Annotated in this window: 12 protein-coding genes; 5 read left to right on the forward strand and 7 right to left on the reverse strand. The window is 69.9% G+C overall.

All coding sequences use genetic code 11. The annotated features are described in order from the left end of the window. Positions 1-130: 130 nt before the first annotated feature. The gene (locus Q2K21_RS18425; protein WP_310772225.1) at positions 131-1,081 is read right to left on the reverse strand and encodes a TauD/TfdA dioxygenase family protein; all 951 of its coding nucleotides are present in this window, start codon (positions 1,079-1,081) and stop codon (positions 131-133) included. A gap of 239 nt (positions 1,082-1,320) precedes the next feature. On the opposite strand from Q2K21_RS18425, the gene Q2K21_RS18430 reads away from it, so the two are divergent. Next, a complete protein-coding gene (locus Q2K21_RS18430; protein ID WP_386275675.1) occupies positions 1,321-2,178 on the forward strand; it encodes a glycosyl hydrolase family 95 catalytic domain-containing protein in 858 nt (285 codons plus the stop codon). A gap of 120 nt (positions 2,179-2,298) precedes the next feature. Here the strand turns inward: Q2K21_RS18430 and Q2K21_RS18435 are convergent, their stop codons facing one another. Further along, positions 2,299-3,318 (reverse strand): LLM class flavin-dependent oxidoreductase, encoded by a 1,020-nt coding sequence (locus Q2K21_RS18435; protein ID WP_310772228.1) that lies wholly within the window; start codon positions 3,316-3,318, stop codon positions 2,299-2,301. Between the two features lie 188 nt (positions 3,319-3,506). Between Q2K21_RS18435 and Q2K21_RS18440 the strand changes: the two genes are divergently transcribed. Together Q2K21_RS18440 and Q2K21_RS18445 are read left to right on the forward strand one after the other, a co-directional pair. Further along, the gene (locus Q2K21_RS18440) at positions 3,507-3,947 is read left to right on the forward strand and encodes a cupin domain-containing protein (protein WP_310772231.1); all 441 of its coding nucleotides are present in this window, start codon (positions 3,507-3,509) and stop codon (positions 3,945-3,947) included. Positions 3,948-4,060: 113 nt separating this feature from the next. Beyond that, positions 4,061-5,527 (forward strand): aminotransferase class V-fold PLP-dependent enzyme, encoded by a 1,467-nt coding sequence (locus Q2K21_RS18445; RefSeq protein ID WP_310772234.1) that lies wholly within the window; start codon positions 4,061-4,063, stop codon positions 5,525-5,527. A gap of 24 nt (positions 5,528-5,551) precedes the next feature. Here the strand turns inward: Q2K21_RS18445 and Q2K21_RS18450 are convergent, their stop codons facing one another. From Q2K21_RS18450 to Q2K21_RS18460, 3 genes are read right to left on the reverse strand one after another with little or no spacing between them, the layout of a single operon-like run. Continuing rightward, on the reverse strand, positions 5,552-6,367 hold the full coding sequence (locus Q2K21_RS18450; protein WP_310772236.1) for an ABC transporter permease subunit: 816 nt from the start codon (positions 6,365-6,367) through the stop codon (positions 5,552-5,554). Continuing rightward, on the reverse strand, positions 6,364-7,308 hold the full coding sequence (locus Q2K21_RS18455; protein WP_310772238.1) for an ATP-binding cassette domain-containing protein: 945 nt from the start codon (positions 7,306-7,308) through the stop codon (positions 6,364-6,366). The genes Q2K21_RS18450 and Q2K21_RS18455 overlap by 4 nt, the downstream gene beginning before the upstream one ends. 57 nt (positions 7,309-7,365) lie before the next feature. Further along, entirely contained in the window at positions 7,366-8,592 is a 1,227-nt protein-coding gene (locus Q2K21_RS18460) for a cytochrome P450 (protein ID WP_310772240.1), read from the reverse strand. 146 nt (positions 8,593-8,738) lie between these two features. On the opposite strand from Q2K21_RS18460, the gene Q2K21_RS18465 reads away from it, so the two are divergent. After that, positions 8,739-9,563: an NPP1 family protein gene (locus tag Q2K21_RS18465; RefSeq protein ID WP_386275678.1), complete on the forward strand. Its 825-nt coding sequence runs from the start codon at positions 8,739-8,741 to the stop codon at positions 9,561-9,563. A 161-nt stretch (positions 9,564-9,724) separates the two neighbouring features. Continuing rightward, positions 9,725-11,950 carry an RICIN domain-containing protein gene (locus Q2K21_RS18470; RefSeq protein WP_310772243.1) on the forward strand — a complete coding sequence of 742 codons (2,226 nt, stop codon included), beginning with the start codon at positions 9,725-9,727 and terminating at the stop codon, positions 11,948-11,950. A gap of 98 nt (positions 11,951-12,048) precedes the next feature. Here the strand turns inward: Q2K21_RS18470 and Q2K21_RS18475 are convergent, their stop codons facing one another. Further along, positions 12,049-13,413: an FAD-dependent oxidoreductase gene (locus Q2K21_RS18475; protein WP_310772248.1), complete on the reverse strand. Its 1,365-nt coding sequence runs from the start codon at positions 13,411-13,413 to the stop codon at positions 12,049-12,051. 144 nt (positions 13,414-13,557) lie between these two features. Continuing rightward, complete coding sequence (locus Q2K21_RS18480; protein ID WP_310781077.1) at positions 13,558-14,649, reverse strand: PP2C family protein-serine/threonine phosphatase; 1,092 nt, start codon at positions 14,647-14,649, stop codon at positions 13,558-13,560. Positions 14,650-14,772 lie beyond the last annotated feature (123 nt).

Below are 14,772 nucleotides of genomic sequence, written 5' to 3' on the forward strand. Positions count from 1 at the left end.
GGAGCGTGCATGGCGTCGCGGGGCAGACGGGAGTTTGACGACAGGGCCTAGCAGGAAGGAGCAGGGCCGGGAGGCCCTGCGGGATCCTCCGCGCGGTCGGCGTGGAGGATCCCCGCGGTGAGGCGGCGTGTCACCAGCGGCCGGGTTCCGTTCCGGTGACAGGCGCCGACGGCTTGCCGTCCGGACCCACCGGGACGTCTCCGGCGAGCATCACGCGGTGCATGATCCGGGGATGCTCTGGGGCTACCAGATCGCTGGGGGCAAGATGGACGGTCGCCCGGTTGTCCCAGAAGGCGACGGAGTCGGCCTCCCAGCGGAACCGCACCGTGTACTCGGGGCGCGTGGCCTGTTCCAGGAGCATCTGCAGGACGTGCGCGCTCTCGGCGCGCGAGAGCCCGACGACCTGCTCGACGTAGTAGCCGTTGACGAAGAGCAGTCGTTCGCCGGTCTCGGGATGCACCCGCACGAGGGGATGCTCGGACGCCACCTGATGGTCCAGGAGATGACGCAGGTACGCGTCGTCGCCGGGTCGTGGCTGGTAGCCGACGCCCAGCCGGTGCTCGGCGCGCAGACCGTCGACGAAGTCCCGTACGGGCTGTGACAGACCGGCATAGGCGGCCGCCAGATTGGACCACTGGGTGTCCCCGCCGTACGGCGGCACGGACTCGGCGCGCAGGATGGTCGCGGCGGGCGGATCGACGCGGGCACCGTGGTCGCAGTGCCAGCCCCGCAGCAGCGAGTGGCGTCTGCGCCGCAGCCACTCTTCGTGCTCCATGCCGTAGCGCCCGCCCAGTTCCAGCCGGTCTGCCGTCGTTTCGACCTCGGGGAAGTCCCGCGGTGAGGCGCTGCCGCGTCTGCCCAGGACGACGGGCTCGCCGAACCGCCGCGCGAGCGCGATGTGCGCGGCGTGGTCCAGGCGCTGGTCCCGGAAGAAAACCACCTTCCAGCGCAGCACCGCCGAGCGGATCGTGGCCACCACCGCTTCGTCCAGGTCGTCGGCCAGGTCGACCCCGGTGATCTCGGCGCCGATGTGGCCCGCGACCGGCCTCACCTCGACCTGAGTACCGCTGTCCGTCGTCATACGGGCTCCGTTGGTCGTGCGTGCGGGTCCTTACGGGGCAAGGATCGCCCGTGGGCCGCCCGCGCGAAAGATCGCACAGGCGCAGTGCGGGGGCATGCCGGGGAGGGCCGTATGTGGGACGACGCGTTTGCGAGCTTTCTCATCGGACTGAGGGAAGGGCTCGAAGCCGGACTCGTCGTCTCCATCCTGTCCGCTTCTTCCTCGATGCGCTGGTCCCAGACCCCACCACCGGGTACCTGGTGACCTGTCCGTCCGTCTCGCCCGAGAACGCCCACCACCCCGACGTGTCCGCATGTGCAGGCCCGACGATGGACAACCAGATCCTGCGCGACCTCTTCGACGGCTACCTCGCCGCCTGCGACGCGCTCGGCACCACCAGCCCGTACGCCGACCGGGTGCGCCAGGCCCGCGCCCAACTGCCCCCCATGAAAATCGGCGCCCTGGGGCAGTTGCAGGAGTGGCAGCAGGACTGGGACGCGGGCGCGCCGGAGCAGCAGCACCGCCACATCTCCCACCTGTACGGCCTGCACCCCAGCAACCAGATCACCAAGCGCAACACCCCGGAACTCTTCCAGGCCGCTCTGAAGACTCTGGAGATGCGTGGGGACGACGGCACCGGCTGGTCCCTCGCCTGGAAGATCGACTTTTGGGCACGCGCGGAAGACGGCGCCCGCTCCTACAAGCTCCTCACCGACCTGCTCACCCCCGACCACACGGCCCCGAACCTGTTCGACCTGCACCCGCCGTTCCAGAACGACGGCAACTTCGGCGCCACCGCGGGCGTGACCGAATGGCTGCTCCAGTCCCACACCGGTGAAGTCCATCTGCTGCCCGCCCTGCCGCCGCAGCTCCCCGAGGGCCGGGTCACCGGCCTCCTCGCCCGCGGCGGCCTCACCGTCAGCCTCTCCTGGCTCGACGGAGCGCTGACCCACGCCCACCTGGCAGCGCGCCAGAGCGGCACCGTCCGACTGCGCACCGCCGCACCGGTCACCGTGCACTCCACGGGCGGCGCTGACACAGAAGGGAAGCGTCCCGAAAGCACTGTTGCCGTGTTCGAGACCGAGGCAGGCGGGGAGTATGTGATCACGCCTCTCTGACACCTCGCGGCGCCGTCTGCGTCGAGCCTCGGAGCAACTCGTCTCGCGATGCCTGCCCGCAATGTGCAGGACATCCCCACGCCCCTCCTTCGATGGGAGGACCTGTCCTGCCGCACGCGTTCAGCCGGCGGGCTGCCAGCCGAGTGCCGGTCCCAGCCGGGTCGCGATGTCCGTGAGGATCTGCACGTAGTCCTCGTGCTCGAAGGTGAACGGCAGCGCGAACGCCACCTCGTCGACCTCCCGGAACGCGACATGGGCATGCAGCTGTTCGGCGATCTGCTCGGACGGCCCGACGAGGTCCGGCGCGAACATCATCCGCGCCGGACCCTGCGGTGCCGCCGTGCGCGGCAACCGCTTCGCCGCGTACGCCTCGTACTTGGCCCGCTGCTCGGGTGAGGCGCTGTCGGTGGGGACGACCACGAGCCCCTGCGAGACCCGCGCGCGCTCGCCGTCCGGGTGGTGGGCGCGGAAGGTGCGGATGTGCGACAGCTGGACCTCGGCGAAGTCCTCCGACTCCTCGGCCTTGACGACGCTGCTGGTCAGCAGGTTCATCCCATGCTCACCCGCCCACTGGGCCGAGCGCAGGCTCCCTCCGCCGTACCACATGCGTCGGCCGAGACCGGGGGAATGGGGCTGTACCCGGTTGGAGAACACCTCGAAGCCCTTGACTCCGCTGAAGTCGGTGGCCGGCTTGCCGCGCACGCAGTCCAGCAGCCGCCGCACACGTTCGTAGCTGAAGTCCTCGATGTCGGCGGTGTCCGGGTAGAGCGCCTGCTTGACGTGGTCGTAGTGCATCGGCGGGCCGACGCTGATCCCGGGGTTGAGCCGGCCCCCGGAGAGGATGTCGACGGTCGCCAGGTCCTCGGCGAGCCGCAGCGGGTTCTCCCAGCCCAGCGGGATGACCGCCGTGCCCAGTTCGATGCGGCTCGTGCGCTGGGAGGCGGCCGCGAGCACGGCCACGGGCGAGGAGATCCCGTACTGCAGATGACGGTGACGCACCCACGCGCTGTCGAACCCGAGCCGTTCGCCCAGTTCGATGATCTCCAGCGTCGACTCGTGACCGCGCCGCGGATCGGCCTCGTCGAACAGGCCGATGGTCAGGAAGCCCAGCTTCTGCAGCGGTTTCGAGGTCGGCGGCACAGGGCTCCTCCAAGGTCCAGGGCATGTCTGCCGCATGCCGGTGCTGCGTTCGATTCTCGCAGCCGATCGTTGCGGCGGCGTGACAGGACCGACTGCCGTGGGACCGCGTCGACGGACGTGAAGTGTGGTGCGCCGGGGAAGGCTCGAGGGGCGCGCCGCGCGCCATGTCACCCGACCGTGGAGGACGTATGCACGTGATGTTCCGAAGAGCACTGACGGGGGCCGCCGCCACGGTCCTCACCCTGGCCACCCTGACCGGCACGGCCCACGCCACCCCGCCGGGTCCGGGCGTGACCGCTGTCGTCCTGGCCCAGAAGACCGTCGACGGCACGGACTACATCCTGCGCGAGATAACCATCCCGGCCGGGCAGAGCACCGGCTGGCACTACCACGACGGCCCCCTGTACGGGTACGTCAAGCAGGGCACCCTCAGCCACTTCGACTCCAGCTGCGCCTCCGACGGCGTCTACCGGGCCGGCCGCACCATCTCCGAACCCAGCGGCCCCGACCACGTCCACATAGGCCGCAACCTCGGCACCACCCCCCTCGTCCTGGACGTGCTGTACGTCCTGCCGCACGGTGCGCCGTTCTCCGAGGACGCGCCGAATCCCGGCTGCGACTTCCAGTAAGGAGGACGCGCTCCCCCTGAGGGGCGGAAGATGAGGGCGTCCCGTCCCGGACCCGCGACGCGACGCTGGGCGACGGTACGGGACGGGACGGCCGACCGGACGCAGGGGGACACGTGGACGACACACAGACCACCGACGGCATACGAGGCACCGGCCACGGCCACCGTGCCGACGGGGCGTACGACTTCGCCGCGCTGCGGGCCCGCGAGTTCGGGTATCTCGACGCCGAAGGACACACCTATCTCGACCACACGGGCGCCGGCCTGCCCCCGCGGTCCCTCGTCACGGCGAGCGCGGCGCGCATCACCGGTGGCCTGTTCGGCAATCCGCACTCCGAGAGCCCGGCCTCCCGTGCCTCGGGCCTGCTGCTGGCCGAGGCCAGGGAGGCGGTGCTCCGTCACTTCCGCGCGGACCCCGCCGAGTACGTGGTGATCTTCACGCCCAACGCGACCGGCGCCCTGCGCCTGGTGGGGGAGGCGTACCCGTTCGAGCGACGCGGCAGGCTGGTGATGTCGCTGGACAACCACAACTCCGTGAACGGACTGCGCGAGTACGCCCGCGCTAGAGGAGCGTCCACGGCGTATGTGCCGGTGAGCGGTCCGGCCCTCAGGCTGGACGAGCGGCGGCTCGAGGCCGCGTTGACCGCCCGCGGGCCGGGACCGCGGCTCGGCCGCGGTCGCTCCCGTGGGCTGTTGGCGTATCCGGCGCAGAGCAACTTCACCGGTGTGCGGCATTCGCTGGAGTGGCTCGCGAGAGCCCAGGAGCGCGGCTATGACGTCCTGCTGGACGCCGCCGCCTTCGTCCCCACCAGCGCCCTGGACCTGAGCAGGTTCCACCCGGACTTCACCGTGGTCAGCTGGTACAAGGTCTTCGGTCATCCCACCGGTGTGGGCAGCCTGATCGCCCGCAGGGAGGCGCTTGCCCGGCTGCGCCGCCCCTGGTTCTCGGGCGGCACCATCTACGCGGCCGGCGCGCAGGCGCAGTGGCACGTCCTGGCTTCCGACGAGGCGGCCTTCGAGGACGGCACCGTCAACTTCCTTTCCATACCGGACGTCACCGCCGGCCTGGCGTGGATCGAGCGGATCGGAGTGGACCACGTGCACGACCACGTCGCCGCGCTCACGGACCGACTGCTCGGCGGACTCGCGGAGTTACGGCACAGCGACGGCTCGCCCCTGGTCCGGGTGTACGGACCCGGGGCCGGAGAGCCGGACCGCGGCGGCACGGTCGCGCTGAACGTCCTCGGCGCGGACGGCCGCGTCGTCGACGACCGGATCATCACTCGCGACAGCGCCGCACACGGCATCTCCCTGCGGACCGGCTGCTTCTGCAACCCCGGTGCCGGCGAGGCCGCGTTCGCCCTGCCACTGTCTCGCCTGCGGGCCGTGGCGCGCAGGCGGCTCGGGTCTCTGGAGGAGTACCTGGAGCACCTGCATCTGCCGTCCGCCGGCGCCATCCGTGTCTCTTTGGGCCTGTCGTCGCATCCGAAGGACGTCGACACGTTCCTGCGGTTCGTCGCGGAGACCTACCGGGACCGGGTGCCGGGCGCGGCGGGGCTGACGGCACGGGTGGGCTGCTGAGACGACGGTCCGGCCGGGGCCGCGTCAGGCGTCCCGTCGTTTGAGGGCCACCCCGGCCCCGGCCAGCGCCACCAGCGCGTACAGGCAGAACACGGCGAATCCTGTCCACGGCGCCAGAGTGTGCGGCTGCTGGTGGATGTGGATGAGGCCCTGCCCCGCCGTGCTCGGCAGATACGGGTTGATCGCGTCGAGCCACGACGACGGCAGCGCCTGGGCGAGTGCCGGGAGCACCAGCAGGACGCCGAAGAGGGTGGCGATCCCGCCGGCCGTGTTGCGGATCAGCGCGCCGAGCGCCACCCCGATCAGGCCCACGACCGTCAGATAGAGACCGGCGCCGAGGACCGCACGCGGTACGCCGGGGGCGCTCAGCGACGTCCCCAGATGGTGGCCGGACAGCGTCGCCTGTCCCAGCAGGAAGGCCGCCAGCGCGGCGACCGTCATCAGCACCCCTGCGACCGCCGCGTACACCAGGGCCTTCGCCCACAGCACCGGAAGGCGGCGCGGCACCGCGGACAGGGATGCCCGGATCATGCCGGTCGCGTACTCGCCCGTGACCACGAGGACCCCGAGCACGCCGATCGCCAGCTGCGCCAGGTAGATGCCGCGCAGACTGACCAGCGTCGGATCGAAGGCGAGCCTCTCCTGCGGCGGCAGGTTGTCCCAGCGGGCGGCGGTGAAGTAGCTGAACAGACAGCCGAGGCCGGTCATCGCGACGACGGCCGCGAGCAGTGTGAACAGCGTGGACCGCAGCGATCGTAGCTTGATCCACTCGGAGTGGATCACCCGAAGCTGTGTGACCTCGTGCCGCTCCGTGGCGGGGATCGACGATGCCGTCGTCATGCCGCCAGCCCGTCCCCGCTCGCGCCGACGAGCTGGTCGACCGGTGGCTGATATTCCACGGCGTGCCGGGTCAGCTCCATGAAGGCCTCCTCCAATGACGCCTGCTGCGGCGTCAGTTCCGCCAGCGCGATGCCGTGCTCGGCCGCGATCCGACCGATCCGCTCACTGCTCAGCCCGGTCACCTGCAACACGCCCGGTTCCGGCGAGGTGACCGACATGTCCGGGCCCGTCAGCAGGCCGTGCAGCTGCTCCGTCTCGTCGGTGCGCACCCGGACCACGTCCCCGGCGGCCCGTGCGATGAAGTCCGCCACCGACGTGTCCGCGATGAGCCGCCCCCGCCCGATCACGATCAGGTGCTCGGCGGTCAGGGCCATCTCCGACATCAGGTGCGACGACACCAGGACCGTGCGTCCCTCGGCGGCGAGTTTCTTGAGCAGATTGCGGATCCACAGGATTCCCTCCGGATCCAGGCCGTTGACGGGCTCGTCGAGGATCACCGTCGCCGGATCGCCCAGCAGCGCGCCCGCGATGCCCAGTCGCTGTCCCATGCCCAGCGAGAAACCGCCGACTCGCTTCTTCGCCACCGCCCGCAGCCCGACGAGGTCGATCACCTCGTTCACCCGGCGCTTGGAGATCCCGGTGGTCGCGGCGAGTGCCAGCAGATGGTGGTACGCGCTGCGCCCGGTGTGGACGGAGCGCGCCTCAAGCATCGCTCCGACCTCATGCAGCGGCGCCCGGTGTGCGGCGTAGCTGTTCCCGTTCACCACGGCCCGGCCCGAGGTGGGTGCGTCCAGGCCGAGCAGCATGCGCATCGTGGTCGATTTGCCCGCCCCGTTGGGCCCGAGGAAACCGGTCACGATGCCGGGCGGCACGACGAAACTGAGATCGTCGACGGCGGTGCGCTCTCCGTAGCGTTTGGTGAGGGAATGGGCCTCGATCATGAAGTGTCCTTGCAGAGAAGGGAACCCGAGTCCGTGGTGCCGTTCTGGGCCATCACGTCAGTCCCATGTGGCGGGAAGCGCCTGCGGACCGCGGATCATGGTCTGCCGGCGCCAGGGAACGCGGTCCGGGGGGACGGCGAGACGCAGCCGGGGCAGCCGTTCCAGGAGGGTGTGCAGGAGGAGGTCGATCTGCAGACGGGCGAGCAGTGCCCCGGTGCAGTAGTGGGGTCCGTTGCCGAACGAGAGATGCGGGTTGGGATCGCGGTCCAGGTCGAGGCGGTCGGGCTCCGGGAAGACGTCGGGGTCACGGTTGGCGGCCAGATACGAGACATAGACGGGGTCGCCGGCCCTGATGCGCAGCCCGTGCAGTTCGACGTCCTCACGGGCGATGCGTGCCAGGCCCACCGCGGTGCGGTGCGGGATCCATCGCAACAGCTCGTCCAGCGCGACGTCCCACGACTCGGGCCGGGCGCGCAGCCGTTCGAGCAGCTCGGGGCTGGTGAGCAGCAGGAACAGCATCTGTCCGCAGTTGTGGGTGACGCCCTCCCCGCCGATCTGCAGCGGGCCCGCGAGGCCGACCGCCTCCTCCTCGCTGATCTCGCCCCGGCTCACCGCGGCTCCGAGCAGGGACAGGACATCCTCGCCGGTGCTGCCGGCGCGGGCCCGGATCGTCTCCGTGATCCACCCGTACATGCCGTGCTTGGCGCGCTCACTGGCCTCGGCTCCGCCCGAGGTGCAGATGATCTGGCGCGTCCAGGCGTGCACCTGCTCCCGGTCGGCTGCGGGCACGCCCATGACCTCGCTGATCACGGAGATCGGGAACGGTTCGAGGACGCGCTCGATCAGATCCGCCGGTGGTCCCTCCTGTACGACCTCGTCCACCAGGGCATCGAGGATCTCCTGCGCGTGGGGCCGCAGGCGCTTCATCGCGCCCACCGTGAACGCGCCCGCCACCGTGCGGCGCAGCCGATTGTGGTCCGGTTGGTCGGCGAAGGCGAGTGAGCCCGGCCTCGGCTTGAAGTGCGGTGCTAGGCGGGTCACCTGACGGGCCGCGACCTCCGCCCGGCCGAACCGGGGGTCATTGGTGATCATCTTGACCTCGTCGTACCGGGTCGCCAGCCAAGCCCAGCCCTCCCCGTACGGAAGCCGGATACGGGTCAGCGGACCCTCGTGCATCAGTTCCGTGAGGACGGGGTCGAAGACCGTTCCGTCCAGTTCGTGCGAGATCCAGTCCCGTACCGGTGGCGGTTCCCGGCCGGTCAGTGCGGTGATCTCCTCGGTCATGCCCTCCACCTTCGTACGGGCATGACCGCCCTGTCGCGCGGGACTGCTCCGGGCGTGGCCGACGCCGCCCCTTCGTTGACTGTTCATCAAGTGGCCGACCGCGCACATTCACCGCGTCACAAGGGTTCCGCCAGATTGTTCCAGCCATGACAATCAGGCGCGCGTATCCACCCCCGGCGGTCGACCAGGAGGACGTAGTGAAGGTGAAGAAGCGCTCGCGCTTCCGCAGGGTATCGCTCGTAGTCGGGAGCGCCGTCGCGCTGGTCGTCGCCTTCCCGGGCATCGCGTCGGCCGCCCCGCCCCAGGCCCTGCCCGCCAACGCCGACGGCCTGGAGCAGACGTTCCAGCCGGCCTACGACTACGACACGGACGGCTGCTACTCGACGCCCGCCATCGGTCCCGACGGAACCCTCAATGGCGGCCTCAAGCCGACCGGGGCCCTCAACGGCAACTGTCACGACGCCTCGGACCTCGACAACACCAACGGTTACTCCCGTTACAAGTGCAACAACGGCTGGTGCGCCATCATCTACGGCCTGTACTTCGAGAAGGACCAGGCGGTGGCCGGAAGCAGCCTCGGCGGGCACCGTCACGATTGGGAACACGTCGTGGTGTGGGTGCAGAACAACGAGGCCCGGTATGTGTCCACCTCGGCCCACGGCAGCTTCAAGATCTACGGCCGTGACCAGATCCGCTGGGACGGCACCCATCCCAAGATCGTGTACCACAAGGACGGCATCAGCACGCACTGCTTCCGCCCCGCGAACAACAATGACGAGCCGCCGGAGAACCACTACCACACCTGGCAGTTCCCCGCGCTGGTCGGCTGGAACGGCTACCCCGCGGGGCTGCGCGACAAGCTGAGCCAGGCCGACTTCGGCAGCGCCAACTTCGGCCTGAAGGACGGCAACTTCAACGCCCATCTGGCGAAGGCCGAGCCGTCGGGTATCGCGTTCGACCCCAACGCCTGACACGTGCGGCCGGTGTCACCGCCAGGAGCACCGGCCGCACCGCCTCGCCCGCGGGGCAAGCGATGGTCCGTACCAAAGTCTTGACAGTGGCTTACTTCACTTCTTAAATCGCGATCTGAAGTAACCCCTCGCTCTCCCCCCACATCAAGAAAGGGAGACTCATGGGTTCCCCGTGTTCGCCCTGTCCCGCAGCGGACCGCCGTCGGCGCGCCCGCCCCCGCACTTCCGTCGTCCTGGCACTGGTCACCGCCGCCTCGGCGCTGACCCTCGCCTCCGGACCCGCCCCCGCCTCCGCGGCCGCCGCTGCCCTGCCCACGAGCTGGGCCACCGTCGTGGACAGCGGCAGCGGCAAGTGCCTGGACGCCCGCGCCGCAGGCACCGCCAACGGCACCGTGGTCCAGCAGTACTCCTGCAACAACACCACGGCCCAGCAATGGAGTTTCACCGCCACCAGCGACGGCTACGTCCGCATCAACAACCGCAACGACGCCGCACAGGTCGTGGACGTGACCGATGTGTCCACCGCCGACGGCGCGCCCGTCCAGTTGTGGACGTACGGCGGCGGCGACAACCAGCAGTGGCTGCCGGTCGACGAGGGGGGCGGCGCCTACCACTTCGTCAACCGGCACAGCGGCAAGTGCCTCGACGTCCCCGGCGCCTCGACCGCCGACAGCGTGCAGCTGAACCAGTACACCTGCAACGGAACCGCCGCCCAGCGCTTCCAGGTGACCCCCGTGTCCACCTCTCCCGGTGACGTGGACCTCGGCCCGAACGTGGTCGTCTTCGACCCGTCCATGCCGTCGTCGACGATCCAGAGCAGGCTGAACTCCATCTTCCAGCAGCAGGAGACCAACCAGTTCGGCTCCCAGCGCTACGCCGTTCTGTTCAAGCCGGGCACCTACAGCAATGACGTCAACGTCGGCTTCTACACCCAGGTCCTCGGCCTCGGCCTGTCACCGGACGCGGTGACGATCAACGGCGCGGTGCACGCGGAGGCCGACTGGTTCCAGGGCAACGCCACACAGAACTTCTGGCGCGGCGCCGAGAACCTGTCGGTCAACCCGACGGGCGGCACCGACCGCTGGGCGGTGTCCCAGGCCGCCCCGTACCGGCGGATGCATCTGCGCGGCAACCTCGCACTGGACGACGGCGGTTGGTCGAGCGGTGGCTATCTGGCGGACAGCAAGATCGACGGCCAGGTCCGCTCCGGCAGCCAGCAGCAGTGGCTGACCCGCAACTCTCAGCTGGGCAGTTGGACGGGTTCCAACTGGAACATGGTCTTCGTCGGCAGCCAGGGTGTACCGGCGACGAGCTTCCCGAGCCCTCCGTACACGACGGTGGACCGCAGTCCGGTCACGCGTGAGAAGCCGTTCCTGTACGTCGACGACGCCGGCGCCTACCAGGTGTTCGTCCCCGCCGTACGCACCAACTCGACGGGAGCCGACTGGACTTCGGGCAGCCCCGCCGGCGCTTCGCTGCCCCTGGACCAGTTCTTCGTCGTCAAGCCCGGCGCCACGGCGGCCCAGATGAACGCGGCTCTGGCCGCGGGCAAGAACCTCCTGGTCACTCCCGGCGTCTACCATCTGGACCAGACCCTGAAGGTCACCCGCCCCGACACCGTCGTACTGGGTCTGGGCCTGGCCACCCTCGTCCCCGACAACGGCATCACCGCGATGACGGTCGCGGACGTGGACGGCGTCAAGGTCGCCGGCCTGCTGTTCGACGCGGGAACCACCAACTCGCCGACACTGATGGAGGTCGGACCGTCGGGTGCCTCGGCCTCGCACGCCACCGACCCGACGTCCCTGCACGACGTCTACTTCCGTGTCGGCGGTGCCGGAGTCGGCAAGGCGACCACGAGCCTCGTGGTCAACAGCCGCAATGTCATCGGCGACCACATGTGGATCTGGCGCGCCGACCACGGCAGCGGCGTCGGCTGGACGACAAACACGGCGGACACGGGCCTGGTCGTGGGCGGCGCCGACGTGACGATGTACGGCCTGTTCGTCGAGCACTTCCAGAAGCACCAGACGGTCTGGAACGGCAACGGCGGCCGCACGTACTTCTACCAGAACGAGATGCCCTACGACCCGCCCAACCAGGCGGCCTGGATGAACGGCTCCACCCAGGGCTACGCGGCCTACAAGGTCGCCGACTCGGTGACCAGCCACCAGGCGTACGGACTCGGCAGCTACTGCTACTTCAACGTCAATCCGAGCGTCACGGCCGAGCACGCCTTCGAGGTACCGAGCACGTCCGGTGTCCAGTTCCACGACATGGTGACGGTCTCACTCGGCGGCACCGGGACGATCCGGCACGTCATCAACGACCGTGGCGGTCCGTCGAATTCCACGACCAACGTGGCGAACCTGGTCAACTATCCCTGACCCACCCGGAAAAGAGCCCGCCGACCGGTCAGCCCCGGTCGGCGGGACCGCCGTCCGGCCACAGCGCAATCCGCCGCGGTCGGACGGCGTCTCAGCGCTCACGCACCGCTCGCCCCGAGCATGTCCTCACGCTCGACGATCTTCACGCGCTCACGGCCCTGCGGTTCACCGAGCGCCTTCTCCGCGGCGTCGAGGCGGTACCAGCCTTCCCAGGTGGTGAAGCGGACGTTCCGCTCCGCGAGGAACGCGTCCACGGCCTCCGGCGCGGGCGACGCGGGCGCGTGGAGACGGCCGTTCGCGTGGTCGTGCAGCAGGTTGGCCACCGTCTCGTTGGCGTCGCCCTTGGTGTGGCCGATCAGGCCCACGGGACCGCGCCGGATCCAGCCGGTCACGTACGTGGACTGCAGGTGCTCGCCGGTCTCCTGGATGACCCGTCCGCCCTGGTCCGGCACCGTTCCCGACTGGATGTCCCAGGGCAGTTTGGGCAGCCGGTCGGACAGGTAGCCCACGGCACGGTAGACCGCGGTGACGTCCCAGTCCTTGAACTCGCCGGTGCCCTTGACGTTGCCGGTGCCGTCGAGGGCGGTGCGCTCGGTGCGCAGGCCGACGACCTTGCCGTCCTCGCCGAGGACCTCGGCGGGCGACTCGAAGAAGTGCAGGAACAGCTTGTGCGGCCGGTCGCCGACGTCGCGGATCGCCCAGTTCTCCAGGGTCTTGGCGACCATGTCGGCCTGCTTGTTGCCCCGCCGGGTCGCGATCGAGCCCTCGTCGTAGTCGATGTCCTCGGGGTCGACGATGACCTCGATGTTGGGGGAGTGGTCGAGCTCCCGCAGCTCCATCGGGCTGAACTTCGCCTGCGCCGGGCCACGGCGGCCGAAGACGTGGATCTCCAGGGCCTTGTTGGCCTTGAGGCCGTCGTAGACGTTCGGCGGGATCTCGGTGGGCAGGAGCTCGTCCGCCGTCTTGGCCAGGATACGGGCCACGTCGAGCGCGACGTTGCCGACGCCGAGGACGGCGACCTTCTCGGCCTCCAGCGGCCAGGTGCGCGGCACGTCCGGGTGCCCGTCGTACCACGAGACGAAGTCCGCCGCGCCGTAGGAGCCGTCGAGGCCGATGCCGGGTATGTCGAGGGCCCGGTCGGCCGTCGCACCCGTGGAGAAGACCACGGCGTCGTAGAACGTGCGCAGGTCGTCCAGGTTGATGTCGGTGGGGTAGTCGACGTTGCCGAACAGGCGGATCTGCGGCTTGTCGAGCACCTGGTGCAGGGCCGTGATGATGCCCTTGATGCGCGGGTGGTCGGGAGCGACGCCGTAACGGATGAGGCCGAAGGGGGCGGGCATCCGCTCGAAGAGGTCGATGGACACGCCGGGCTCGGCGGCCACGTCGGACTTCAGCAGCGCGTCGGCGGCGTAGATCCCGGCGGGGCCGGCTCCGACGATGGCTACCCGCAGGGGGCGGGACATGATCAGGTTCCCTTCGAGCGATGACAGGCGTCTCGTCGGGAACCTTAAACTAAGGCATGCCTTACTCGGTACGCGGGTCCGTCCTATGAGCTCATAAGGTGGCTTTATGAGGTCATGACCGTTCGTGCCGACGCGGGGTACATGTCACACGCCCCGGGGCTCGGGGGCGAGCAGGAGCATCGTGACGTCGTCGCGAACGGTGCCGCAGTAGCGTACGAGATCGGCCCACACATGCTCGGTGGTGGCGACCGGATCGTCGACGGCGAGGTCGGGCAGCCGTTCGAGGAGAGGATAGAACGCGCCCGTGCTGTCCCTGGCCTCCCAGACCCCGTCGGAGGCCACGAACAGCCGGTCGCCGTGCTGGAGCGGCCACGTGGTCTCCGTGCACCCGACCTGCGGGTACAGGCCGATGCCGAGGGGTGTGCCCGCCATGACGTGGACTTCGGTGGCTTTGCCGGCGTGGAGCAGCACGGGAAGCGGATGCCCGCAGGCGACGATCCGTACCGTGCCGGCGTCGGGGGAGAACTCGAGCAGCAGCGCGGTCGCGAACAGTTCGGCGTACCGGGCGTCCGCCGAGTCCGTGAGGAGTCTTCGGTCCAGGCGGGCCGCCACCGACGGTAGGTCCGGCTGATCGAGCACGGCCTCCCGGAAGGCGCCCAGCAGGGAGGCGACGGTGGCGACGGCCGACAGTCCGTGGCCCTGTACGTCGCCCATGAGCGCCCGTACCCCGGCGGGACTGTCGCGCACGTCGAAGAAGTCGCCGCCGACCAGCGTCCCGCGTTGCGCGGCCCGGTACAGACCGGTACAGCGCACCGGCCCGACCCGCTCCGGCAGCGGGGGGACGAGGGCGCGCTGGGCGGCTTCGGCAACGGTGCGTTCGACGTCGAGCTGGGCGTCACGGCGGCTGCGCACATACGACACGAACACGCTCAGCAGCGCTACGAAGGCGATGGTGAGCAGGTCGGTATTGCCGGGGTGGTCCAGATGGAAGACCCGGGTGTGTTGCAGGGCGACGACGAGAACCCCGAGCACGGCGGTCGCCGCGGGCCCGTAGGACAGCACGGCCAGCGGCGGGATGGCACCCAGCAGGAAGCCGATGTCGAGCGGCTCGGGGCTGACCATAGTGGTGACAACCATGGCCACCAGCAGTACGAGGGGCAGCACCCGTACCCACTGCGGGGGCGGCGCGCCGCGCAGCCAGCCCCGCCGGTCCCGCTCTCGTTCCCGCCGCCCCATGGCACGCACGCTTCCCACACCCCCACGCTCCTACGCGAAGCCGCCCATCGCACGTCGGCGGCAGCCCTGGTGATCCGCGTCCACTCCTGGCCTCCGGGCGCGTATCGTTCCGCCGTCCGACGC

The sequence above is a fragment of the Streptomyces sp. CGMCC 4.7035 genome, from assembly GCF_031583065.1.
Classification (GTDB): domain Bacteria; phylum Actinomycetota; class Actinomycetes; order Streptomycetales; family Streptomycetaceae; genus Streptomyces; species Streptomyces yaanensis.